The 23,017-nt window shown below is 71.8% G+C and carries 19 protein-coding genes and 1 pseudogene; 11 read left to right on the top strand and 9 right to left on the bottom strand.

Annotation, left to right across the window (positions count from 1 at the left end; genetic code table 11):
* Positions 1-43: 43 nt before the first annotated feature.
* Positions 44-838: an IclR family transcriptional regulator gene (locus tag STRTUCAR8_RS16135; RefSeq protein ID WP_234372755.1), complete on the bottom strand. Its 795-nt coding sequence runs from the start codon at positions 836-838 to the stop codon at positions 44-46.
* A gap of 190 nt (positions 839-1,028) precedes the next feature.
* On the opposite strand from STRTUCAR8_RS16135, the gene STRTUCAR8_RS16130 reads away from it, so the two are divergent.
* Genes STRTUCAR8_RS16130 through gnd form a run of 4 tightly spaced genes read left to right on the top strand, consistent with a single transcriptional unit; the run spans position 1,029 to position 4,947 of the window.
* Positions 1,029-2,027 (top strand): cyclase family protein, encoded by a 999-nt coding sequence (locus tag STRTUCAR8_RS16130; RefSeq protein ID WP_006376851.1) that lies wholly within the window; start codon positions 1,029-1,031, stop codon positions 2,025-2,027.
* Positions 2,027-3,094: an NAD(P)-dependent oxidoreductase gene (locus STRTUCAR8_RS16125; RefSeq protein WP_006376848.1), complete on the top strand. Its 1,068-nt coding sequence runs from the start codon at positions 2,027-2,029 to the stop codon at positions 3,092-3,094. The genes STRTUCAR8_RS16130 and STRTUCAR8_RS16125 overlap by 1 nt, the downstream gene beginning before the upstream one ends.
* Positions 3,091-4,053 carry an NAD(P)-dependent oxidoreductase gene (locus tag STRTUCAR8_RS16120; protein ID WP_006376839.1) on the top strand — a complete coding sequence of 321 codons (963 nt, stop codon included), beginning with the start codon at positions 3,091-3,093 and terminating at the stop codon, positions 4,051-4,053. The genes STRTUCAR8_RS16125 and STRTUCAR8_RS16120 overlap by 4 nt, the downstream gene beginning before the upstream one ends.
* Positions 4,054-4,059: 6 nt before the next feature.
* Positions 4,060-4,947, top strand: a complete 888-nt coding sequence (gene gnd, locus STRTUCAR8_RS16115) for a phosphogluconate dehydrogenase (NAD(+)-dependent, decarboxylating) (protein WP_006376845.1) — start codon at positions 4,060-4,062, stop codon at positions 4,945-4,947.
* Between the two features lie 660 nt (positions 4,948-5,607).
* Here the strand turns inward: gnd and STRTUCAR8_RS16110 are convergent.
* Complete coding sequence (locus STRTUCAR8_RS16110) at positions 5,608-5,808, bottom strand: hypothetical protein (RefSeq protein ID WP_044472296.1); 201 nt, start codon at positions 5,806-5,808, stop codon at positions 5,608-5,610.
* The gene (locus STRTUCAR8_RS16105) at positions 5,805-7,364 is read right to left on the bottom strand and encodes a gluconokinase (RefSeq protein WP_006376842.1); all 1,560 of its coding nucleotides are present in this window, start codon (positions 7,362-7,364) and stop codon (positions 5,805-5,807) included. The genes STRTUCAR8_RS16110 and STRTUCAR8_RS16105 overlap by 4 nt, the downstream gene beginning before the upstream one ends.
* A gap of 226 nt (positions 7,365-7,590) precedes the next feature.
* Here STRTUCAR8_RS16105 and STRTUCAR8_RS16100 point away from each other — a divergent pair, with 226 nt between their 5' ends.
* From STRTUCAR8_RS16100 to STRTUCAR8_RS16080, 5 genes are all read left to right on the top strand, one after another.
* The gene (locus tag STRTUCAR8_RS16100; RefSeq protein ID WP_006376832.1) at positions 7,591-8,481 is read left to right on the top strand and encodes an NAD(P)-dependent oxidoreductase; all 891 of its coding nucleotides are present in this window, start codon (positions 7,591-7,593) and stop codon (positions 8,479-8,481) included.
* Positions 8,478-9,287 (top strand): SDR family NAD(P)-dependent oxidoreductase, encoded by an 810-nt coding sequence (locus STRTUCAR8_RS16095; protein WP_006376833.1) that lies wholly within the window; start codon positions 8,478-8,480, stop codon positions 9,285-9,287. Before STRTUCAR8_RS16100 ends, STRTUCAR8_RS16095 begins: the two co-directional genes overlap by 4 nt.
* 15 nt (positions 9,288-9,302) lie before the next feature.
* On the top strand, positions 9,303-10,367 hold the full coding sequence (locus tag STRTUCAR8_RS16090; RefSeq protein ID WP_006376835.1) for an L-idonate 5-dehydrogenase: 1,065 nt from the start codon (positions 9,303-9,305) through the stop codon (positions 10,365-10,367).
* A gap of 170 nt (positions 10,368-10,537) precedes the next feature.
* Entirely contained in the window at positions 10,538-11,569 is a 1,032-nt protein-coding gene (locus STRTUCAR8_RS16085; protein WP_006376838.1) for a 2-hydroxyacid dehydrogenase, read from the top strand.
* A 79-nt stretch (positions 11,570-11,648) separates the two neighbouring features.
* Positions 11,649-12,425, top strand: coding sequence for a polysaccharide deacetylase family protein (locus STRTUCAR8_RS16080; RefSeq protein ID WP_006376846.1), 777 nt, complete (start codon positions 11,649-11,651; stop codon positions 12,423-12,425).
* 38 nt (positions 12,426-12,463) lie between these two features.
* On the opposite strand, the gene STRTUCAR8_RS16075 is transcribed toward STRTUCAR8_RS16080, so the two are convergent.
* Positions 12,464-13,513: a hypothetical protein gene (locus STRTUCAR8_RS16075; protein WP_006376840.1), complete on the bottom strand. Its 1,050-nt coding sequence runs from the start codon at positions 13,511-13,513 to the stop codon at positions 12,464-12,466.
* Between the two features lie 207 nt (positions 13,514-13,720).
* Here STRTUCAR8_RS16075 and STRTUCAR8_RS16070 point away from each other — a divergent pair, with 207 nt between their 5' ends.
* Complete coding sequence (locus tag STRTUCAR8_RS16070) at positions 13,721-14,281, top strand: GH25 family lysozyme (protein WP_006376850.1); 561 nt, start codon at positions 13,721-13,723, stop codon at positions 14,279-14,281.
* Between the two features lie 55 nt (positions 14,282-14,336).
* Positions 14,337-15,032: a Crp/Fnr family transcriptional regulator gene (locus STRTUCAR8_RS16065; protein ID WP_006376849.1), complete on the top strand. Its 696-nt coding sequence runs from the start codon at positions 14,337-14,339 to the stop codon at positions 15,030-15,032.
* Positions 15,033-15,072: 40 nt separating this feature from the next.
* On the opposite strand, the gene STRTUCAR8_RS16060 is transcribed toward STRTUCAR8_RS16065, so the two are convergent.
* The 5 genes and pseudogenes from STRTUCAR8_RS16060 to STRTUCAR8_RS16040 form a co-directional block, all read right to left on the bottom strand.
* On the bottom strand, positions 15,073-16,923 hold the full coding sequence (locus STRTUCAR8_RS16060) for a hypothetical protein (RefSeq protein ID WP_143666529.1): 1,851 nt from the start codon (positions 16,921-16,923) through the stop codon (positions 15,073-15,075).
* Positions 16,890-18,119: a protein phosphatase 2C domain-containing protein gene (locus STRTUCAR8_RS16055; protein ID WP_006376836.1), complete on the bottom strand. Its 1,230-nt coding sequence runs from the start codon at positions 18,117-18,119 to the stop codon at positions 16,890-16,892. Before STRTUCAR8_RS16055 ends, STRTUCAR8_RS16060 begins: the two co-directional genes overlap by 34 nt.
* A 1-nt stretch (position 18,120) precedes the next feature.
* Entirely contained in the window at positions 18,121-18,801 is a 681-nt protein-coding gene (locus STRTUCAR8_RS16050) for a vWA domain-containing protein (RefSeq protein WP_006376834.1), read from the bottom strand.
* A gap of 85 nt (positions 18,802-18,886) precedes the next feature.
* Entirely contained in the window at positions 18,887-20,695 is a 1,809-nt protein-coding gene (locus STRTUCAR8_RS16045; protein WP_006376841.1) for a hypothetical protein, read from the bottom strand.
* Positions 20,692-23,017: pseudogene (locus tag STRTUCAR8_RS16040) on the bottom strand (hypothetical protein); the annotation flags it as partial. The pseudogene STRTUCAR8_RS16040 and the gene STRTUCAR8_RS16045, both read right to left, overlap by 4 nt.

Genomic DNA, 23,017 nt, shown 5'->3' with positions numbered 1-23,017 from the left:
CGCCGTGGGGTGATGTCGAAGGGGGCGCCGCCGCCCCGGGGGCTCAGCCGCCGCCGGCCGGTGCCCCCTGGGGAAGCATGGGGTTCTCCAGCCCCGCCGCTATGACGCGCAGGTCCTTGAGCAGCGCCTCGCGGAACTCGTCGTCGAGCCGGGCCTTGAGCACCGTGACACTGATCGCGAACGGCGCCGAGTCCGTACGGAAGCCGTTGACCGGCACCGAAAGGCAGAGAATGCCCGCCGTGGCCTCCTCGTCGTCGATCGCGTAGCCACGTTCGCGGGTCTCGGCCAGGTCCGCCATCAAGGCCGGCACGGAGGTGATGGACCGCTCACTGAGGGCGGGCAGAGTGCGGCCGCGCAGCCGGTCCTCGGCCACCGCCGGGTCCAGGATGGACAGGATGGCCTTGCCGGTGGCCGTGCAGTTCGCAGGGAAGCGGTCACCGATGTTGGCGGTCAGCCGCAACGGCTGCGTACCGTCGTAACGCCCCAGGTAGAGGACGTCCAGGCCATCGAGCACGGCGACCCGGGCGGTCTCTCTCGAGATGTGGGCGCTGCGTCGGCACAGCTCGTAGAAGTCTCGCAGCTGATCGACTGTGGCCAGATAGCGGCCGCCGAGCTCGACGAGCTTGCGCCCCAGGCTGAAGCCGGAACCGTTGCGCGCGATCATTCCGGCCGCCTCCAGTGAGGCGCACAGATTGCCCGTCGAGGACTTCGGCAGGCCCAGGGCGCGCGCGATCTCGCTCACCGACAGCGGGCGGCCCTCCGCCTCGCCGAGTGCGTCGAGAATCGCCACGGCCCGTGTCACGGCAGGAACAAGACTGCCCGGATCACTTGCGCTCACCACCAACTCCACCCATCATTCTGTTCGTCGTTCAGCATGTTGGCTATTGTCTCTCGTGTGCCCCCGAACGACAATGCCGTCGGCGCACGCTTTGCCGTCGAGATTCCTCACATCCCTCGGGACGCCTCGACCGTAGCGCCCTCCGGGCCCGCCGACGGCACCCTCCGAGCCTTGGAGCGCTGAGCAGCAGATGACCAGCAGCCCGCACGATCCGTCCTCCGCCGCCCCCGGCCTCGCCGGGGACGCCTCCGGCGACCGGCCGGACAACGGACCCACCCTGTCCCGCGCCGAGTTCGACACGCTCTTCGACGAGCTGCGCACCTGGGGCCGCTGGGCCCCGGACGAGGCCGACCGTGGCGCGTGGAACGGGGTCACCCCCGAGCACGCACGGCGCGCCACCGCCCTGGTCCGCACCGGCACCACCGTCCCCACGGCCCTGCCGTGGAACACGGTGCCAGGCCCTGACAACGGCAAGCCCGCCCTCCACTACATGTCCGACCTCGGCGACGTCGAAGCCCCCGAACCGTCCTGCCACAAGGACTTCATCGCCGTCGACTACCACGGCAAGGGCGTCAGCCACCTCGACGCCCTCTCCCACATCGCGTACCGCGGTCAGCTCTACGACGGCCGCACCGCGCGCGAGGTCGTAGACGCGAGCGGCGCCCGCTTCGGCGACGTGTCCGCGCTCGGCCCGCTCGTCACCAAGGGCGTCCTCCTCGACCTGCCCGCCGTCCTCGGCGTCGACTGGCTGGAGCCCGGCCGGGCCGTGCACGCCGAGGACGTCGCCGCCGCGGAGAAGGCGCTCGGCGTCACCGTCGGCGACGGCGACGCGGTACTGCTGCGCTCCGGCCACTTCCGGCGCCGCGCCGAACTCGGCGCCTGGAACCCCGACTCCGCGAGCGCCGGCTTCCATGTGGACGCCATGCCGCTGTTCGCCGAGCGAGGGATCGCGCTGCTCGGCGGCGACGGCGACAGCGACGTACGGCCCTCACCCGTCGAAGGGCTGCACTCCCCCGTGCACGCCCTCGCGATCACCGCCATGGGCGTCCCGCTGCTGGACAACCTCGACCTCGAAGCGCTCTCGGCGGCCTGCGCGCAGGCCGGCCGCTACGAGTTCCTGTTCGTCGTGGCACCGCTGAACGTCCCCGGCGGCACGGGTTCGCCCGTCAACCCGATCGCGGTGCTGTGATGGGCACCCCGGAATTCAGAGTCGGCGTCAGCCGGGACTTCCTGGACGCGGAGGGCCACAACGTGTGGGGCGACATCCGGCTCGGCGAACTCGACGCCGCCGGGATCGACTGGCACTACCTGCCGCGCGACACCGCGGAACTCCTCGCCACCGACGTCGACGGCCTGGGCGCCGTGCTGTTCGCCGGCCCCGCCGTCACGGCACGCACCTTCGAGGGCGCGAACCGCCCGCCGCTCCTCTTCGCCCGCTTCGGCGTCGGCTACGACGCGGTCGATCTCGACGCGTGCACCCGCAACGGCGCGCTGGTGACCATCACACCGGACGGGGCCCGGCGCCCGGTCGCCACCGCGGCTCTCACCCTGCTTCTGTCCGTGCTCCACAACGTGACCGCCAAGGACCGGCTGGTACGGGAAGGGCGCTGGGCCGAGAAGGAGCGGTGGATGGGCCTCGGGCTCACCGGCCGCCGTATCGGTCTGCTCGGACTCGGCAACACGGCGCGCGATCTGGTCGGGCTGCTCGCACCGTTCGAGGTCGACATCGTGGCGTACGACCCGTACTGCCCGCCGGAGACCGCCGCCGCACTCGGAGTACGGCTCGCGGACGCCGACACCGTGATGACCCAGGCCGACGCCGTGATCGTGATGTGCGCGCTGACGGACGAGACCCGTCATCTCGTCGACGCGCGGCGGCTGTCCCTGATGAAGCCCACGGCCGTCCTCCTCAATGTCGCCCGCGGACCCGTCGTGGACGAGGCCGCGCTGATCGAGGCACTGCGGGTACGGCGCATCAGGGGCGCGGGACTGGACGTGTTCGAGAGCGAGCCTCCCTCCCCCGACAACCCGTTGCTGGGCATGGACCATGTCGTACTCAGCCCGCACGCCTTGGCATGGACCGACGAGATGTCCGCCGGGAACGGCGGCAGCGCGGTCCGGGCCGTGCTGGCGGTGGCGGCGGGCCGCGTCCCGCCCTTCGTCGTCAACCGGGAGGTGGTCGGCAGCGCCCGACTCACCGACAGACTCGCTGAATTGACGGCTGGTCAGGACGCCCCGGCGGGGGCCGGCACATGAGCCCTGACAAGAGCCCCGGCGCCGAGGCCGATCGTCCGGCGCCCGGCGCCGGGCGGCCCGGACCGGCGACCGCCGGTTTCCTGGGGCTCGGCGCGATGGGACTGCCCATGGCGGTGAACCTCGCGCGGGCGGGTTTCGACGTGCTCGCCTGGAACCGCGGCCCGCTCCCGCTCCAGGAGGCGGCAGCCGCCGGCTGCCGCACCGCCGGCAGACCGGAGCACGTGTCCGCCGCCGCGCGGATCGTTTTCACCATGCTCCCCGATCTCCCCCAGGTGATCGAGCTGCTGGACGGTCCCGGTGGACTGCGCTCCGGCCGGCCGGTCATGGACACCCTGGTCGTCATGGGCACCGTCTCCCCCGTCGCGGTGCGCGCCCTCGCCGAGAAGCTGCGCCCACAGGGCATCACGGTCGTCGACGCTCCCGTCAGCGGCGGGGTGACCGGCGCCCGCGACGCCACCCTGTCGATCATGGCCGGGGGCCCTGCGGAGACGGTCGCACTGATCCGCCCCTACCTGGAGGCGATGGGCTCGACCGTACGGCGCCTGGGGGACACCGGCGCCGGCTCGCTCGCCAAGGCGTGCAACCAGCTCGTCGTCGCCGGAACCCTGGTCGCGCTCGCCGAGGCCGTCCTGCTCGGCGAGCGCGGCGGCCTCGAGCCGGCCGCACTCCTCGACGTACTGGCCGGCGGCCTCGCCTCCTCCGAGGTGCTCACGCAGAAACGGCACCATCTGGCCGAGGGCGACTTCACTCCGTCCGGCCCGGCCCGCTACCTCCACAAGGACCTCGGGTTCGTCCTGGACAGCGCCTCCGACGAAAGCGTCACACTGCCGCTCTCCACCACCGTCGCCGGGATGTACGCGGCGGTCGAGGCGCAGGGCCTCGGCGACCTGGACAACAGCGTCGTCCTCGGCCTGCTCCGCGGCGGCTCGTTCGACTCCGATCACCACACGAAGGACTGAGGGCACATGCAGGTAGGAATCGTCGGCCTGGGACGTATGGGCGGCAACATGGCCGCCCGCTGGCGGGACCGCGGCCACGAGGTGCTCGGCTACAGCCGCACCTCCCCGGACCGTGACGCCGGTTCGCTGGAAGAACTCGTCGGCAAGCTCACCGGGCCCCGCGTCGTGTGGCTGATGCTCCCCTCGGGCGAACCGACCCGCCAGGCCCTGCGCCAGCTCGCGGAACTGCTGTCCCCCGGCGACGTGATCGTCGAGGGCGGCAACTCGCGCTTCAGCGACGACACCGAGCACGCCCTGATGCTCGCCGGGCACGGCATCGGCTACGTCGACTGCGGCGTCAGCGGCGGCGTCTGGGGCCGTGAGAACGGCTACGCCGTGATGTGCGGCGGCGAGGACGAGCACGTACAGCGCGTCTGGCCACTGCTGGAGTCGCTCGCCCCTGACGAGGACGGGCTGTGCCACGCGGGTCCGGTGGGCGCCGGTCACTACTCCAAGATGGTTCACAACGGCATCGAGTACGGCATGATGCAGGCGCTCGCCGAGGGCTACGAACTGCTGGAGGCCGGCGAGTACGTACCCGATGTGCCCAAGGTGCTCGCCTCCTGGCGGCACGGCACGGTCGTCCGCTCCTGGCTGCTCGATCTTCTCGTCCGTGCCCTGGAGGAGGACCCGGGTCTTGCCACCCTCTCCGGCCACGTCGACGACTCCGGTGAGGGCCGTTGGACAGTCGAGGAGGCGGTACGCCTCTCCGTGTCCGCCCCCGCCATGACCGCGGCCCTCTTCGCCCGCTTCGCCTCGCGCAAGCCGGACGCGGACCAGCTCAAGGCTCTCGCGGCGATGCGCCGGCAGTTCGGCGGCCACGCGGTGCACGCCACCGCCGCGGGCGGGGCGTAGCAGGGCTGACCGACCCTGCCGGACATGCTCCGGGCCCGCAGCATGTCCGGGCCCCGCGACGGCGGTACGGCAGCCGTACGCACAGTCGGGGTCGACGGCCGGGGATGCCCGGCGTTCAGGTGCGAGCGCCCAGCGCCGTGCGCGCGCACCGCAAGGGCAGCCGAGTCCCGGCGAACGTCCCGGACCGGAGTGCCAGGACCCGTGTCCCCTGACCGCCAGGGGGCGGGCACGCGTCGGTGACGAGCGAAGAGCACCCTGCACGCCGGACCGCCGACCGCAACGGCGCCCTCCGGGTCTTCGTCCGGGCGATCGCCGTGTTCACCGTCGCCTCGGCGCCCTGCGCGGTGGCCGGAGATCTGCCCGAGCTGGTCGCGACGCGCGTCGCGCAGGGCATCGGCGGGGCAATGATGGTGCCCGTCGGCAGACCGGCGGTGCTGGGCGCCACCCGCGGGCCGGATCTGCCGCGGGCGATCGCCTGGCTGACCTGGCCGGGTCTGCCGGCCCCGGTCCCGCTCGGCCTGGTTCGGTTCGGGGGTGCGCCGGCCGCCTGGGGGGACGGGCGCGTCCTGGCTCGACGCGGGGGTCGCTCTCCGTTTTCCGGACGGTACGCCAACTACGGTGCGCGAGGCGTCCGTTGCTCGACCCCGGCGTACTTGGCGATCAGCGCGTACGGTCCAGCGACTCGCCGCCGGGCCGGGGGTCGCCTTCGGCGCTCTCGCGCTGCGCGCGGCGGCCCCGATCGCGCCCCTCCTCGGGCTGGACGGACCCGCCGCGCCCTATGGGGTGGCCTTCGCTCTGCTTCCCCTGGTCACGGTCGTGGAGGGCGGCACGGCTGCGGCGGGACGCCGGAGCGGTGGTCACCGGTGCGGCTCCTGGACCCCGCGCAGGAGTTGGTAGAGCTGTTCGCCGAGACCCCGGGTCTCCGCCAGTCGCCGCGCCGCCGCCTGATCCGGGATCACGGTGCGGTGGGCGCGGGCACCGGACACCGGGGAGGTCAGCGAGGGCAGATCGCCGAGCGCGTGCCGCGCGAGCAGCGCGGCGCCGAAGCCGGAGCCCGCGGCGTCGTCGGTGATCTCCAGCGGCATGTCGAGCGCGGCTGCGACGATCTCCGCCCAGAGGGGGGAACGCAGGGCGCCCCCGGTGGCCCGTACCGAGGTGACCGGCGCGTCGGCGGCGAGCAAGGAGTCGCGGACGAGGGCGAGTTGCTGCCCCACGCCCTCGATCATCGCCCGGGTCATATGGGCCCGGCCGTGTCCGCGGCGCAGCCCGATCAGGGCGCCGCGCGCGTCCGGGTCCCACCAGGGGGCGCGTTCCCCCAGCAGATGCGGCAGGGCGATCAGGCCCTCGGCGCCGGGCTCCACCTGGGCCGCCTCCTTCAACAGGTCGCCCACGTCGACACCGCCGAAGGACTCGGCGGCCCACTGGGCGACGACCCCGGCGTTGCTGACCGCGCCGCCGAGCACCCACAGGCCGTCCGCGAGGTAGTAGCAGAACACCCGGCAGCGTTCGTCCACACCCGGCCTGTCACGTACGACACGCAGGGCGCCGCTGGTGCCGAGGGACAGCGCGGCGGTGGCCGGCGCGGTGGCCCCGACGGCGAGATTGGCCAGCGGGCCGTCCCCGGCGCCCGCCACCACGGGCAGTCCGGCGGGCAGCCCCAGTACGGCGGCGGCTTCCGGGAGCAGCGTGAACACGGCGGTCGGGGGCACGAGTTCGGGCAGCCGGTCGGCGCTCACCCCGGCGATGTCCAGGGCGGGACCGTGCCATCGGGTGGTGCGCATGTCGAGCAGGCCGGTGGCGGACGCGCAGGACAGGTCGGTGACCAGCCTGCCGGTGAACCGGGAGAGGACGTAGTCCTTCAGGCCGCACCACGTGGCCGTACGCCTCATGAGTTCCGGCTCGTGTGCCGTGAACCAGGCGAGTTTGGTGAGCGGGGCCATGGAGTGCACGGGGGTTCCTGTCGCCCGGTGCAGTGCGTCGGCATCGGCACACTCGATGCTTGCGGCGGCGCGGCCACTGTCCCTTACGGCCCGGCCGATCCCGGTGCCGTGGCTGCTCCCCGGCGCCCGCAGGTGTCTGGCGATGCCGGCGGCCCGGGTGTCCGCCCAGCTCAGCGCCGGGGTCAGCGGCTCGCCGGAGGAGTCCAGAGCGAGCAGGGTGTGCAGGGCCGCGCTGAAGGACAGGGCTACGACCGAGAGACCGCGCCCGGCGCAGATACCCACGCTCTCCCGTACCGCTTCGACGGCCCCGGCCAGCACCGTTTCCGGGTCGTGGACAGCTTCCCCGTGCCGCCCTGTGCGCAGGGGCGCGGGACGCTCGACAGTCGAGACCACCCGGTAGGCACCGTCCACCGCGACGACTTTGGTCGCGGTGGTGCCGAGGTCGATCCCGAGCACCACCTGGGCCTCGTCCTTCATGATCCTCTCCGTTTCCCGTCTCGCCTCGGTGCGACGAGCGCGCGGCGCGGACCGGGGTTCTTCTGGTCGCTGTCGCTGTCGGCAGGCTGCGGACGATCAGGACCGTAACAGCATGCAGGACTCACGCCAACATGTTGAACAGATGGGTTTACATGGTTGCGCCCTACTCGTCTTGAGTTCAGTATGTTGTTTCGAGTACAGCATTTGGTTCTGGAGGTAGGTCTGAGTGTCAGGACAATCGGAGGTGGGCGTCGCCGGGCTCGGGGTCATGGGGTCAGCCATCGCCCGCAGACTGCTGCGGCGTGAACGAACCGTGCGGGTCTACGACGTCCGGCAGGACGCGGTGGCGGAACTCGCCCGGGACGGGGCGGAACCGGTGGACACGGCGGCACAGCTCGCCGCGTCCACCGTGGTGATCCTTTCGCTCAACACCGCCGACATCGTCGAACAGGTGGTCTTCGGCAACGAAGGAATCCTCTCCACCGGCCCGGAGGGCGTACTCGTCATCGACATGTCGAGCATCGACCCCGGACGCACCCGCGCTTTCGCCGAACGAGCCGCGAAGCTCGGCGCCGGCTGGGTCGACGCCCCCCTGTCGGGCGGTGCGCCCGGCGCGGAGCGCGGTGAGCTGACGCTGATGCTCGGCGGCGAGGAGGCAGATGTGGAACGGGCGCTGGCCGTGCTCGGGGCGCTCTCCTCCCAGCTCACCCACATCGGCCCGCCCGGCTCCGGTCAGCTGGTCAAGTCCGTCAACCAGGTGCTGGTCGGCTGCGGGTTCGCCGCCCTCGCCGAGGCCGCCGCCCTGGTGCGGGCGGCCGGTCTGCCGCCACGGCACGTACGGGCGGCGCTCACCGGCGGCAGGGCCGACTCGGCGCTGCTCCAGGAGTTCTTCGTCAAGTTCGCCGAAGTCGACCTCACGCCCACCGGGCGAGTCAGCAACATGGTCAAGGACCTGGAGGCGGCCCGCGACTACGCGCGCTCGACGGGAGTGCCGCTGCCGGTCACCACCGCCGTCTCCGAACTGCACCGCTGGCTGGCCGCCGCGGGCCACGGCGACGCCGACAACGCCGCACTCATGCACTACTACGGACACGGTCCGAACGGAGACCAGTCATGACCGGTTCTGCCCACGGTTCGGCGGAACGATCCGTCAAGGGCCCCGCCCTGTTCGACCTCTCCGGCCGGCTGGCCCTGGTGACGGGTTCCAGCAAGGGCATCGGGGCGGCCCTCGCCGCCGGACTGGCCGAGGCGGGCGCCGAACTCGTCCTCAACGGCCGCGACCCCGAGGCCCTGGAACGGGCACGTACCGAACTCGCCGGACGCACCGGGACCAAGGTGCACGCCGTACCCTTCGACGTCACCGACGAGGCGGCCGTACAGGCGGGGGTCCAGGAGATCGAGGACCGGATCGGCCCGCTGGACATCCTGGTCAACAACACCGGCGTCCAGCACCGCGAACCTCTCCTCCAGGTCTCCGCCGCGAACTTCGAGCGAGTCCTCCACACCAATCTCACCAGCGCCTTCCTGGTCGGCCGCACCGTGGCCGCGGGCATGGTGGGGCGCCGCCGCGGAAAGATCGTCAACATCTGTTCCGTACAGACCTGGCTCGCCCGTCCGGGCATCGCCGCCTATGCGGCGTCCAAGGGTGGCCTCGCGATGCTGACCCGGGGCATGTGCGCGGAGTGGGCCGGTTCGGGGCTGACGGTCAACGGACTGGCGCCCGGCTATGTGGTCACCGAACTGACCCGCCCGCTCGTCGACGACCCGGCCTTCGACTCCTGGATCCGGGGCCGCACCCCGGCCGAGCGCTGGGCCTCGGTCGAGGATCTCGTCGGAACGCTCGTGTGGCTCGCCGCCCCCGCGTCGGACTTCGTCAACGGCCAGGTGATCGCCGTCGACGGCGGCCTGACCGCGGTCATCTGAGAAAGGACCGAGGACATGAACTCGAGCACGATGCGAGCGGTCGTGGCCCACGGGGCGGGCGACCTGCGCCTGGAGGAGCGGCCGGTGCCCGAACCCGGGCCCGGCGAGGTGGCGGTCGACATCCGCTACGGCGGGATCTGCGGCTCCGATCTGCACTACTGGCGGCACGGCGCGGTCGGCGAGTTCCGGATTCGCGAACCGCTCGTCCTCGGTCACGAGATCGTCGGCCGGGTGCGCGCAGCGGGCCCCGGCACGCAGGCCCCACCGCCCGGGACCCCGGTGGCCGTGCACCCGCTCACCTCCTGCGGCACCTGCCGACAGTGCCTCGCGGGACGGCGCAACACCTGTCTGGACACCGGCTATCTGGGCAGCGCCGCCCGCAATCCCCATGTCCAGGGCGGCTTCGCGGAGGTTCTGGTGGTGCCCGCGGAGCGGGTGCTGCCCCTGCCCGAGGGCCTGGACATGCGGCTCGCCGCGGTCGCCGAGCCCGCGGCGGTCGCCTGGCACGCGGTACGGCAGGCCGGGGACGTACGCGGCAAGCGGGTCCTGGTCACCGGCGCCGGACCGATCGGCTGCCTGGTGGTCGCGGCTCTGCGGGCCGCCGGTGCCGGTGAGATCACCGTGACCGATGTCCACGAGGCCCCGCTGGCCGTCGCCAAGCAGGTGGGCGCCACCTCGACCGTGCGGGTCGGCGGCCCGGCGGCCGAGCGGGACGAACTGGAAGGACTCGCGGCGGACATAGCCATCGAGTCCTCGGGCAACCCCGCCGGACTGCGCACCTGCGTGTACGGAGTGGACCGGGGCGGTCTGGTGGTGGGCCTCGGCCTGCTCCCGCCCGGGGACACGCCGGTCGCCGCGAACGCCGTGATCACGCGGGAGCTGCGGCTGGTCGGCTCCTTCCGCTTCGACACCGAGCTCGGCGAGGTGCTTCGGGCACTGGCCGACGGTCGCCTCCCGGCCGACCCGGTGGTGACCTCCGTACTCCCCGTCGCGCGAACCGGCGCAGCCTTCGAGCTGGCAGCCGACCCGGCGCGCTCCTGCAAGGTCCTCCTCGACTTCGCGGATCCGACGACGCCCTGACGTCGGCGTACGCCCTCACGCGGTCCAACGACGCCCTCACGCGGGGGCTGGCCACCAGCGTCGCGCCCGTCGGTCGGCGGCCGTGTCCGCCCGCCCGGCCCCCGACCACTCCGGCTCACCCGGCCACCGCCTCCACCCGCCAACATTTCCTCCGATCATGGGAGTTCAGCATGTCGGGCACATCGGGCACCCCCGTACCCCGTCCGCGTGTCGCGGTGAGCCGCACCGGTCTGCCGGGGGCCGCCGTCCAGCGGCTCGCCTCCCGGTACGACGTCACCTCGTGGGAAGGGACGACACCGCCCACCACAGCCGAGCTGGGCACGCTGGCCCGGGGCTGCGAGGGACTGCTCGTCCTCGGCAGCGACCGGGTGGACGCCGCCCTGCTGGACGCGGCCGGCCCGGACCTCCGTGTCGTGGCGCTGGCGTCGATGGGCTACGACGGCGTGGACATCGATGCCGCCGCCACGCGCGGCGTGGTGGTCACCCACACCCCCGACGTGCTCGCCGACACCACCGCAGACGTGGCGATGGCGCTGATCCTGATGGCACGGCGGCGCCTCGGCGCCAGCATGGACGCGTTGCGGCGCGGCGAGTGGGGCGACTTCAGAATGGACGCCTTTCTCGGTCTCGACGTACAGGGCGCGACTCTCGGGCTGATCGGCTACGGGCAGATCGCCAAGGCCCTCGCACGCCGTGCGGCCGGATTCGGCATGCGGGTCCAGCACCACCATCCGCGCCGCAAGGAGGACGACGAGCTGTCCGGCTGGGTCACCTTCGACGAACTGCTGAGGACCAGTGACGTGGTGTCCGTGCACACTCCTCTGACGCCCGAGACCGCCGGCATGATCGGCGCGACGGAACTCGCCTTGATGAGACCGACGGCGACGCTCGTCAACACCGGACGGGGTGGAATCGTCGACGAACAGGCCCTGCTCGTCGCACTGCGCGGCGGGAAGCTGCACTCGGCGGGGCTGGACGTGATGGTGAACGAGCCACGTACGGATCCCGCCGATCCGCTGCTGACCGAGCCCCGCCTGGTGGTGTTGCCGCATGTGGGCTCGGCAACGGAGGCCACCCGCGCGGCGATGGTGGGGCTGGCGGCGCGCAACATCGAGGCCGTACTGGAAGGGGAACCGGCGCCGACCCCGCTGCCGGGGACCGGAGCTTTCGTGAGTCGTGGCGCTGCCCGGGGTCTTGCCTGAAGCGTGCCGAACGCACGTGTCATACCTCACTATCGAGGCCGCAGGGCAACGTCTCCGGCGCTGAAATCTTCTCCCTGAGGTGAAGATTTCGAAGAGACGGGCTCGACTGTTCATACTCGTTTCCCTGGCCGTGGCGGCGGCCGTGACGGTGACCGTCGTCATGGTCGTCCGGGCGTACAGGATGGAGACGCTCTCGCCGCGCGAGGAACGTGAGCGGGCCGCGTCCGGGGCCGGCTTACCGTCGGGGCAGGTGGACTGCCGGAAGGCCAAGTGCATCGCGCTCACCTTCGACGGCAACCCGGGCGAACCCACGGACCGGCTGATGGACGTCCTGAAGGAGTACAAGGCGCCGTCGACGTTCTTCCTCGAGGGCCGGCGCATCAACAAGTTCCCTGATGTGGTGCGGAGGATCGCCGCCGACGGTCACGAGATCGGGAACCACACCTGGACGCACCCGAGGCTGACCGACGTCTCCGATGCGCGGATCCGCGACGAGCTGCGCCGCACGGCACGGGCCATCTCCGGCATCACCGGCAGCGAGCCGACGCTGATGCGCCCACCCCAGGGCCGTACCGACGACCGCGTCTCCAAGGTCTCGAAAGAGCTGGGGGTGGCGCAGGTGCTGTGGACGGTGACCGCGAAGGACTACGAGACGGACGACACCGCGCTGATCACCGAGCGCATCCTCGACGGCGCCGACCGCGACGGGATCATCCTGCTCCACCCGCTGCACAAGGGCACCGTGCCTGCCGTGCCTGCCATCCTGAAGGCGCTCAGCAAACAGGGCTACACCTTCGTGACCGTCTCCCAGCTGCTCGCTCCGGCCAAGGCCGAGCCCGGCAGGATCTACAGGTGATCAGAACGGCCTCCGGTCGAGCGGCGTGCCACAGCCGGTCACGAACTCCACAGGCGGACCGTGCCGTCGGCGAGCTGAAGGAACTGCCGGGCGCCCGGGTGGTGATGCGTGGGGGAGATTCCGGGAACGACGCCCAGGAGTCTCCCTTCGACCGGGTCCCAGGTCGACAGACCGGTGTCACCACCACTGAACAGGCGGGTGCCGTCGCTGAAGAACGGCCCGGTCGGGCCGTCGAACGCGAGGAGTTCTACGGCCCTTCCGCTCGGATCGGTTCGACTCGTGTCGAAGATCCGTGCCCCGGGCCCCATGTCGGGGTCGTGATCGCCGATTCCCTCCACGGCGACCCGGTCCGAGTCGATCCAGGTCATGCCGTGATCCCAGTAGTACCCCCGGGCGCACAGATCGACCCGGCTCGGACCGTCCTCCGACTCCCACACGTTGCCCTCGATCCATCGGTCGAGATCCCACACTGAGGGGATGCCGATGGGATGCCATATCCAGCCGTCGTCCAGGATCCGCCTGCCGTCAGGGCTCACGTACAGGGCACCGTGGAAGTAGTCGAGATCATGTTCCGGCCGGGCATCTCCCTCCGCGCGCGCGGGAATCGGCCGGTCGGTCAGCAGCGAGCCCGATCGCGCGTCCGACACGTCCAGCCGGTTCCAGTCCGTGCGGTGGATCACGACACTGAGCCCGTCGCGCCGCCCGAACGCCAGCGAGAACTGCACAGTCTCCTGCTCGTAGCCCTGGCAGTCCAAGTCCAGCGTGACCTCGCCGGTCCGTAGGTCGATCACCTCGCCGAACTGGCCGTACTCGTTGACCACCGCGGCGAACATGCCGTCGTGGGAGGCATGGAGGCGCCTGCGGAGCCGGCGATCGTTCCATGGTTCGTCGTCGGGTTCCGCCGGAACGGTGGTGGTCCCGACAGCCTCGTGATCACCGGTTGCCGCGTCCCACCGGCTGATCGTCCCGTCCTCGCCCAGCGCCAGCCACACGGGCCGCTCGCAGTCGCGCACCGCCGCCAGATCGGCGACCACTCCCAAGCCCGACGGCACCGACACCTCACGGACGGCGTCATAGCCATCTGTCACGACTGACCCCCGTACCCCCGAAATCGAACCGACAGCGTATCGGGGGCCCGAGACCAGCTCATGGGAGTTGTTTCCAGCGAGTCCCGGACGAGAGTTCTTCGCCTGCTGCTCCGTGACTCGGAGGTTTGTGGACGCGGAATCACTTGTGCAAAGGTGGTGAAAAAACAGCAACCCCTGTCCCCCCAACGGCACTTCAGGGAGAACCCCATGCTGCGCGGCATAGACGTGAGCGCGTACCAGTCCGCCACCTTCGACACGGACGGCCTCTCCTTCGTCTTCATCAAGGCGACGGAGGGCCGTTCGTACGTCAATCCCAAGCTCGTGGCGCAGACACAGCGGGCCCGCGACGCCGGCTGCGTGGTCGGCTTCTACCACTTCCTGTGGCCCGGCAACCTGACCGCCCAGGCCGAGTACTTCCTCGACCACGCCTCCGCGAGGGACAGCGCCGACATCCTCGCCGTCGACTGGGAGACGACGGGCGACGGCACCCACGCGTCGAACGCCGAGAAGGACGCCTTCATACGCAAGCTCAAGGAGCTGCGGCCGGACATCCGGGTCGTCCTCTACTGCAACAGAAGCTACTGGCTGAACGTCGACACGACCTCCTACGCGGGCGACGGACTCTGGATAGCCGACTACGTGACGGCCGGCGAGCCCCGCATCGAGGCGACCTGGCGCTTCCACCAGTACACCGACGACCCGGTCGACACGAACGTCGGCGACTTCGCCACCAAGAAGGCGCTGCAGGAGTGGGCAGCCTTCAACTGACGGGTACCGCCGACATATCCTCTGCACAGCCGCACACCTGGACCGGGGGCACTCCATGGCCGAGACGGGAACAGGCAGCCGTCGTCCGGCCACCTTCTGGGACGCCCTGGCGCCTGCGGACCGCACCGCGGTGCTCCGAGGTGCGACCCGTGTGTCGCTGCCCGCCGACGAGCAGTTCCTCACGCAGGGCGAGGACTCCGACCATCTCGTGGTGCTGCTGCGCGGCTGGGTCAAGGTCGTCGCCCAGTCCCACGCCGGTTACCGCGCGCTGCTGGCCCTGCGCGGTCCCGGCGAACTCCTCGGTGAGCAGGCCGGGTTGGAGCGCAGACGCCGCTCGGCCTCGCTCCACACGGCGACGCCGGTCGACCTGCTGCATCTGCCGGCCGTCCGTTTCCAGGCGCTGGCCCGCTCCAGCGCCGGAGTCGCCGCCGCGCTGGAACAGACGCTGTCCGGGCGACTGCGCGAGGCCGACCTCCAGCGCACCGGCATCACCGAACCGGTCCCGGTGCGCCTCGCCGCCCTCCTCCTCGACCTGGCCGAACGCTGCGGCCATCCCGACCCGGACGGCACCGGCGTACGCATCACCCTGCCGCTCTCCCAGGACGACCTGGCGGGTCTGGTGCTCAGCTCGCGCCGTACGGTGAGCCGGGTGCTGGAGCAATGGCGGGGACAGGGCTGGATAGTGACGGGGCGTCAGGCGCTGCTGATCCGATCGGTGGACCAGCTGAAAGGGCAGGCGTTCGGGGGCTGAGCGGGTTCACGCGCAACCGGCCCGCCCTCAGCCCCTTCCCCTAGCAGGACGTGTAACTCACCCCCTCCTTGGGCGCCTTGAAGATGCGGTAGCCCTTCGTGTTGGTCAGCTGGTAGGTGATCGTCCAGTCGTCGCAGGTGTCCTGGGGGTCCGAGGCGGGCCCGAACCCGGGGTCCTGGTTGCTGCGGAAGCTGACCGTGGCGAGGGTGTAGGTGCCGTCGCCGGACAGAGCGGTCAGGGCGATGTCGGACTCCTGCGTGGTGCTCATGTCGTGCGTCCACCCCTGCCGGCTCTTGGCCGAGTCGATGTTCACCACCTTGGAGTGGGGGTCGTAGCGGCGCATCGCCTTCGCGTAGTCGCGCTCGTTGACCGCCCCGTAGAAGTGGGCGAACATCGTCGCCACCCCCCGCGCCCTCGGATCGTCGACGACCTGCGAGAAGTCGACGGTCGCTCCGGGAGCCACGGCCCGGTCCACCACGACCGGTTCCGCCGGGGTCTCGGGCGAGTCGGTGGGATCGGGGGCCGACTTGACGACCGTGTCCGACGACGAGCCTGACGTCGAGCCCGAGGACGCGGACGGGTTCGAGGAGGAGTCACCGGGGGCCGCGGTGTCGCCGAACGGGGAGTACCGCGTCGTGGCCAACCAGCCTCCCGCGACGATCAGCAGGACCACGACCACTCCGATCGCACGGGCGGCTGCCGAGAGGCCCGGATGGGAGGGCCTGCGCTGAGGGGCCGGGTAGGGGGCGTACGGCGTGTAAGGGGCGGACTGTGTGGGCTGGTTGGGCTGAGCGGCCGGTTGCGGGAAGGGCGTCACCGGGCTCTGGCGCGGGCGGCTCGGGGGCGGGTTCGACCCCGGGGAGGGGAACTGGAACCCGGCGTTCGGCCGCGTCACGGGCTGTTGCCGAGGCGTGACCGGCGGACCCGGTCGCGACTGACGCGGTCGCGGAGGCGCCGGCGGTCGCTGTTTCAGTTGGGCGCGTGCCTGCTCCAGTACCCGCAGCCACTCCGCCATCGGGGGACGCGCGCCCGGATCGGAGGCCCTGCTGCGTTCGGCGAGGTTCGCCAGAGCGGACGACACGTTCCGCAGCCCGGTGAGATCGGTGCTCGTCTGGTGCCGGTTGAAGAGCCTGGTGGCGATCAGGCCGAACTTGTACGTGTCCGAGGCCGGCGTCGCCTTCGCCGCCTCCGGCACCGCCCAGTCGTCGGTCTCCACCTGGGGCAGGACGTCCTTCCCGGCCAGCCGCATCGAGTCGCAGTCGATCAGCAGGCACTTGGGAGAGGGGTCCAGCATGAACAGGACGTTCTTCGGCGAGAGGTCGCCCACGGTCACCCGGTGGCGGTGCAGCCTGTTGAGGATCGCCGCGAGGTCGATGAGCAGCCGCAGCCGGCGCCCGTCGTCGACGTCCAGCCCCAGTGATCGGGTGAACGCGTCGTCGTTGAGCAGGAAGGCCATGTCCTGCGGCTTCACCTTGCCCAGCCGTGCGCTGTCGAGCTCGAACTCCTCGGTGATCCGCTGCATCAGGAACCCGGTGACCGTGGTGCCGGGGTTGTCGTGCGGCAGCGGTCGCGTCGGCCGGGCGCCGGTGTAGACGAGCGCGACGGGCCAGGTGAGCCGCTTGTCGAGGTAGGAGTGGTCGTGCCGGTCGGTGCGGCCCAACTCGTCGAAGAAGTTGACCAGTTCGTAGAGCGCGTCGGCGTCGCTGGTCACCGCCGGCAGGTACTCCTTGTACGCGAGGTACTCTCCGGCGAACTTGCCGGGCGGGTCGGGCACCGCGTACACGACGCCCTGTCCGCCGTCGCCCAGCCGGTTCGCGGGGAGGTCGCCGAGCCTGTCGCGCCCGACCCAGGAGATGGTCAGCAACTCGGGCCTCCCGGTGCGTCGTTCCACGGCCACAGGGCGATCAGCGTGCGGTCGTCGTCGTAGGTCTCACGGGAGAAGTCGAGCAGGTGGGCGAAGCCCAACGGCGGTACGGGGCGCAGCAGTCCGTAGTAGAAGTGGCGGGCCACGGCCCCCTTTCCGTCGCCGAGCGGGTCGCCGAACCCGTCCGTGCCGACCAGCAGGACCGTCTGCTGTTCCAGGGCGAAGGAGAGCGGACGGATGACTCCGGGGAGGAAGGGCAGCGGGTCCACGGTCGAGGAGTAGAGCCCGTCCGTGGCGGCCGCCTTGCCGCCCGTCAGCCGGTAGAACGTGTCGTGCTTGATCTGCCAGGCGCCCGAGTCGCCGATCGAGATCAGGTGGACGAAGACGCCCTGGTCGGTGGGTGTCGCCGTCCCGGCCACGAGGGTGGTCGCCAGCAGTCCGGCCGTCTCCTCGGGGCCCGCGTCGGGGCGGTGGAGGATACGGCGGGCCTGTTCGACGAGCTGCCAGTGGACCGTGGACAGCAGCTTGTCCCAGTCGGCGACATACCCGGCGCCTTCGCCCCGGACCTGGCTGAGCATCTCGTCCACGGCGCTGCGACAGGCCAGTTGGGACCCGATGTGGGGCTGGCGTGCGCTGGAGACTCCGTCGGCGACGGCGAACACCACGGTTCCGGTGCCCTCGTCCCAGGCCGCCGCCGCGTCGTCCTCGCGGGGGCGGCCCTCGTAACGGTGCTGATAGCCGCGTACGGAGGCGAGGCGCAGGGCCATCTTCCCCGTCTGCCAGCCGTCGCAGACGGTGTCCGGGCGGTAGGACAGCCCGCGCGGCGGCACGGTGTCGAACGGCGGTACGGGTTTGCCGACGACGATGGGCCGCCAGTGCCCGGCGATGTTCATCCCCACCGGTGCCGGTGCCGGCGCCTCCGTCGGTACCGCTGCCCCCGGCTCGGATGCCGACTCCGGTGCCTTCTCCGTGCCGGGGGCCTTGCCGGGTGCTGTGGCAGGAGCCGAGCCAGGGGCCATGCCGGGCCCGGGGACGCCCGTGCCGTTGCCGTGCTGAGCCCCGGACTGCCTTACTGCGTAAGGCTGTTGGGCCGGATCGGACTGTCGTGCCGGATCGGGCTGTTGCCCGGAGTCCGGGCGCTGTACGGAGTCCGGGCGCCGCCCGGGCTCCGACCGGTCGGGCCGGCGCTCCGTCTCGTTCTGCCGCTTGCCGAACAGGGCCACGTCAGATCACGTCGATCGCGACGGTGAAGCCTTCCGGCTTGTCGACGGTGAGTTGGGGACTGGCCGAACCGAGGGAACGGCCCGAGGCGATGACGCTCCGGGTGAGGGCGGTGCAGAACTTGGCGATGGCGTCACCGACATCGACACCCTTGTTCACGATGAACCCGAACTCCGGCTGCGTGGCGACCTCGTTGATGATGTGCGGGTCGGCGTCCACGATGCCGACAGCGATGATGTTCGGCGCGCCGAGGGTCGACTGCCGGTCGGTGAGCCGCTGGTGGACACCGCGCCAGTCCTCCCCTCTGTTGGGCAGTCCGTCGGTGAAGAGGAACACGGCGGGCCGGTGCACCTGGTACCCCTCGGCCTTGAGGCCCTGGATGTCGGCGGGGATGCGGGTGATCAGGTCCTCGAAGGCGGTGGCGTAGCTCGTCATGCCGCGGGTGGTCAGGAGCGGGAACTCGCCCGCGCTGCGCAGGTCGACGAGGTGGACCCGCTCGATCACGTCGTCCGAGAAGCCCAGTACGGAGAAGCGCACCTTGGCCGCGGCCATCGGCTCGCCGAGCAGCGCCTGGTGCAGGGACCGCAGGCCGTCGTTCAGGTCGCCGATGTGGTTGATCATCGACCCCGACTCGTCGGCCAGGACGTAGACGGGAAGCAAGTGCCCCCGGTTGCTTTCGATCATCGTCACTTGTCCTTACCTGTGCTTGACCTCTGCTGGGCTGATCCTGATCTTGAACCTTGCTCTGCCGCTGTTCTCTGCGCCGCCGTCACAGCGCGTCCTCCGCCGCCCGGAACCCGTCCGGCGCCGCCAGGGCGAACTGCGGGTCGCCCGCGCCGAGTCGCTGTCCGTAGCCGACGATCGTGTCCCGCAGGAAGGCGGCGACGCTGTGGGCGGCCGAGGCCGCGTCCTGGTGCGGGGCCGCCATGAAGCCGAACTCGGGGCGGGTGGCCAGCGTCCGTACCGTCGAGGCCTCGGCGCCGCCCAGGCCGAGGGCGATCAGATGGGGGGCCACCGAGCTGCCGCCCTGGTCGACCAGCTCGGCGTACGCGGTCCGCCAGCCGGTGCCCTCGTCGGGGACACCGCCGGTGAGGAAGAAGACGATCGGTCGCAGCACCTGCGTACGCTGCGTCTTCACCAGGGCGACGTCCTGCCGCAGCAACGCCTGGAGAGTGCGGAACGCGTGGGTGTACGACAGCCCGGGGCGCCCGGTGAGGATCGGGGTGCGGGTGCTGGGCAGCACCGTGTCGAGGGGCAGCCTCAGTTCCGTGGCGGCGGCCATGCCCAGCACGCACAGCCGCAGCGCGGCGGAGACGCCCGGGGCGCCGGAGAGCGCGGAGTGCAGAGAGGCGAGGCCCCGGTTGAGTTCGTCGAGGGAGCCCCGGTCGAGGGACTCGTCGAGGACGAGATAGATGAGCGCGGCGCCGGAGAAGGCCGCCGGGGCGGGAGCGGCGGCGGGGACGGCGGGGACGATCACCGTGGGCGTGGGTTCGTTCGGCGACGGCCAGTCGGGCGTCTGGTCGGGCGCCGGCATCGGTTGGGGCATCGGCGTCTGGTGGGGTGCCGGCATGATCTGGGCCGCCGGGGCGTCCCACGGGCGGGCGCCCGGGAGGGCGGGCGGGGCCGTGGCCGAGAGGGGGACGTGGCCGCCGGTGGCCATGCCGACCTGGCCGGTGAGCTGCTGGCGCAGCAGGTCGAGGTCGCCGGCGACGATCAGCCCCTTCTCGGCCATCACCTGGAACAGGCCCAGCGCGCGCTGGTTCTGGAGTTCGGCGGTGGCCATCCGGGCCGACTCCAGCTGGCGGCTCATCTCGAAGGCGCCGGCGGCGTCACCCGGGTGGGTGACCAGGTAGTGCCGGATGAGGCCCTCGCTGTTGGTGAGCATGCCGGCGAAGGAGTCCGCCTGCCGTTTCGTGGACTCGATCTCGTAGCCCTGTTTGATGGCGTCGAGCTGGCCGCCCCGGTGGGCGCCGCCGACCGCGGGCACGTGTTCGGCGGAGTCCTGGCGTTCCTTCCAGTCGGCGGCGATCAGCGACTCCAGGAAGGCGAGCGCCTTGGCGTCGGGGCGTACGGAGGCCTGGCAGCCGTCCACGACGAGCCCCTGGGGCAGTCGGGCGGGGGCGGCGCAGAGCTGGTTCAGATGGCGCTGGAGGCCGAACGAGTCCTCGATGGAGAACAGTTGGCCGGCGCCGTGGAACAGGCTGATCAGGTACCCGTGGACGAGGGGCAGCGGGTCGGTGAGGCCCGCCCGTACGAAGTCCTCGGCGCCCGCCCAGCCGTCGACGCGGAAGCTGAAGGAGAGGGTGACCTCGAAGGCGTGGACGCCGTCCCGGGAGACCAGGGGGTTGTTGCGCAGGACCGCGCTGCGGTGCTGGGGGCGCATGTCGACCTCGTACCGCGTGCGGTAGCGGGAGAAGACCTGCTGGCCGGGGGTGAGCGGACGGCCGTCGACGCAGACCACCTCGCCGGAGGCGGTGGCGTAGACGACGGCGAGGTGGGGTTCGCGCGCCTTGGTGGGGCCGACGGCGAAGCGCGGCACCGGCGACTGGTTGACGATCAAGGACACCGGCTGGGTCACCGGGCACCTCCTGGCCGATCGGGCGGAGCGGGCGGTCTCAGTCGTAGAGCGGTGCCGAGGACGGCCGCGGAGCGGGGCAGGGGACGGAAGTTGTCGCGTTCGTTCCAGTGCGTGACATGGCGTTCGAGGAGCCGGCCCGCACGGGGACTGCGGGCGGCGACGTCGTCGACGAGGATGCGGACCAGGTCGTCCAGGAGGAGCGGATCGTGTTCGGCCTGGGCGGCCCATTTCTGGAGCACGCTCTCCGCCTCCTCGCCGAAGAGTTCGCCGCCGATCACCTCGGCCCACAAGTAGCCGAGCAGCCGCCGCAGTTCGCCGCCGGGCGGGTCCTTGGCGGCCAGCCGCAGGAGGGTGGGGCAGCTGCGCGGGGCGATGCCGGGGGTCGCGGGTTCCTCGGAGAGGAGGGTGTCGGCGAGGATCAGGAAGACGAGGTGTCCGCAGGCGCGGCTCTCGGCGGTGTGCGCCATCTCGGCCACGGCGCGCAGTACGACGAGGGCGTGCGCGGCGAGGTCCTCCTCCAGCAGGTCGGCGAAGCTGTCGCCGATCGCGATGGCGACCTGGATGTTGTCGACGGTGGCGAGCCTGGTGAGCGCGGCGACGGCGGCGGTGAGGTCGGCGCCGCCCAGGCAGAGCCCGTAGGCGCGGGCGGCAGCCGCCTGGTACTGCCAGACGTCGCTCAGGTACCAGCCGTCGACGAGTGCCCGGACGCCGCCGCGCAGGGCGGGTTCGCGGGCACAGACCTTGAGGGCGTACCCGATGGCCTCGCGGCGCTGCCAGCCGTTGTCCTCGTCCCGGGCCCAGTCGGCGAAGACCTGGTTGGCGATGTACTCGAAGGCCTCGGTGGCGATCAGTCCGAGGGCGGTCCCGGCGAAACTGCGCACCTGCTGGGTGGGCGAGTCGACCAACTCCGCGAGCCAGCCGATGAGTTCGCGCTGGATGCGGTACTCGGACCAGACGTGCCGGATGATCCGGGGCGGGTAGGCGGGGTCGCGGTACTCGGCGACCGTGCACGGCAGCCGTCCGAGGGCGCCCTTGGTGACGGCGGCGACGGTGCGGGCGCGCAGCTTCTCGGCGAGCAGCCGCCGGGACTGCGCGAAGGGGTCGTGCCGCAGCGGTACGGGGCCGTGCTCGACGCTGGGTGTGAGGATGCCGCGTTCGCTGCGGAACCACTCCAGGAGCAGGGTCGCGGCGAGTGCCACGTCCTCCTGGGGCAGTCCGCCGAGGACGGCGAGGGCGACGGCCTGGGTGCGCAGCACGGTGTCGCCGAGCCCCTCGAACCACTCCTCGGGGCTCTCTCCGCCGGCCCGGTCCATCCGGCTGCGCACATGGTCGGTGTCGATGGCGCCGGCCTTGTGCTCGTGCGCCAGCACCTCGGCGAGGCGGGCGGCGTCCCGGCAGGCGGCATGGTCGTCGAGGAGTTCGGCGGCGAGGTCGCCGACACCGGCGGCGGCGAGCGCGCGCTCGGCCTCCAACTCGCCCAGCAGATGGGCGAGATGGGCTTCCATGACGGTGTTCAGGGTGCCGGGGCGGTCGATCCGCCGTACGTACTCGCCTGCCCCGCGCCCCAGTTCGGCCTCGGGTCCGGCGATCAGGACGAGCCGGGCGTCGGCGAGGCGCAGCAGCTCCTCCAGCCCCTGGAGGAGGGAGCCGCTCAGTTCGCCGAGGTCGGGCGGGCGGTCGAGCAACAGGCCTGCCCCGCTGCCGAGTTGCTTGAGGTCGGTGAGCCGGCTCAGTTCGGCGACGGAGTCCAGCAGGTACCAGGTCTTCACCTGGGCGGCGATCAGCAGCCGTACCCCGGCCGCGGTCTTGCCCGCCCCGCCGGGTCCCCGCAGCACGACCGACCGCCGCTGCCAGGCGTCGGCCAGTACGTCGTCCCAGCGGGGCGGTGCCTGGAAGGCGTGCCGGACGGTCTCGACGGTGGTCGGGGACAGCGCCCGCATGACGACGTCCCGCTCACCGGCCCGCACCTGGACGACGATCTTGTCGCCCTGGACCCGGTCCCCGCCGATGTGTGTCCACGCCTCGCGCAGTGTCCCGGCGCGCAGACTGCCCTGTCCGGTGCGGTTGGTGGCCCCCCTGGCCCGCGATCCGGCGCCGACGTTGTCACCGCCGCCGCCCGTGTCCCCGGACTGGGCCCCGCCGTCGCCCGGCGCACCGCCCTGTCCGTCGCCGCCCGACGGAGGGGCGCCTCCGTCACCCGGAGTGCCGCCGGGCGGCGACCCGGGCGCACCTGCGGGCGTCGGACCGGCGGGGGACGGCACGGGCGCCGGCGCGGGAACGGCGGCGGGCGCCGGTCCTGGCGGCGGGGCGCCGGGGGTGCTC

The sequence above is a fragment of the Streptomyces turgidiscabies Car8 genome, from assembly GCF_000331005.1.
GTDB classification, from domain to species: Bacteria; Actinomycetota; Actinomycetes; order Streptomycetales; family Streptomycetaceae; genus Streptomyces; species Streptomyces turgidiscabies.
The sequence above is the reverse complement of the archived record's forward strand: the minus strand, read 5'-3'. Positions and strand labels throughout refer to the sequence as shown.

Coding starts and splice junctions, on each gene's coding strand:
- STRTUCAR8_RS16065 (WP_006376849.1), top strand. CDS start 14,337: ATGGCCGAGACGGGAACAGGCAGCCGTCGTCCGGCCACCTTCTGGGAC.
- STRTUCAR8_RS16050 (WP_006376834.1), bottom strand. CDS start 18,801: ATGATCGAAAGCAACCGGGGGCACTTGCTTCCCGTCTACGTCCTGGCC.
- STRTUCAR8_RS16095 (WP_006376833.1), top strand. CDS start 8,478: ATGACCGGTTCTGCCCACGGTTCGGCGGAACGATCCGTCAAGGGCCCC.
- STRTUCAR8_RS16070 (WP_006376850.1), top strand. CDS start 13,721: ATGCTGCGCGGCATAGACGTGAGCGCGTACCAGTCCGCCACCTTCGAC.
- STRTUCAR8_RS16130 (WP_006376851.1), top strand. CDS start 1,029: ATGACCAGCAGCCCGCACGATCCGTCCTCCGCCGCCCCCGGCCTCGCC.
- STRTUCAR8_RS16105 (WP_006376842.1), bottom strand. CDS start 7,364: ATGAAGGACGAGGCCCAGGTGGTGCTCGGGATCGACCTCGGCACCACC.
- gnd (WP_006376845.1), top strand. CDS start 4,060: ATGCAGGTAGGAATCGTCGGCCTGGGACGTATGGGCGGCAACATGGCC.
- STRTUCAR8_RS16085 (WP_006376838.1), top strand. CDS start 10,538: ATGTCGGGCACATCGGGCACCCCCGTACCCCGTCCGCGTGTCGCGGTG.
- STRTUCAR8_RS16125 (WP_006376848.1), top strand. CDS start 2,027: ATGGGCACCCCGGAATTCAGAGTCGGCGTCAGCCGGGACTTCCTGGAC.
- STRTUCAR8_RS16120 (WP_006376839.1), top strand. CDS start 3,091: ATGAGCCCTGACAAGAGCCCCGGCGCCGAGGCCGATCGTCCGGCGCCC.
- STRTUCAR8_RS16090 (WP_006376835.1), top strand. CDS start 9,303: ATGAACTCGAGCACGATGCGAGCGGTCGTGGCCCACGGGGCGGGCGAC.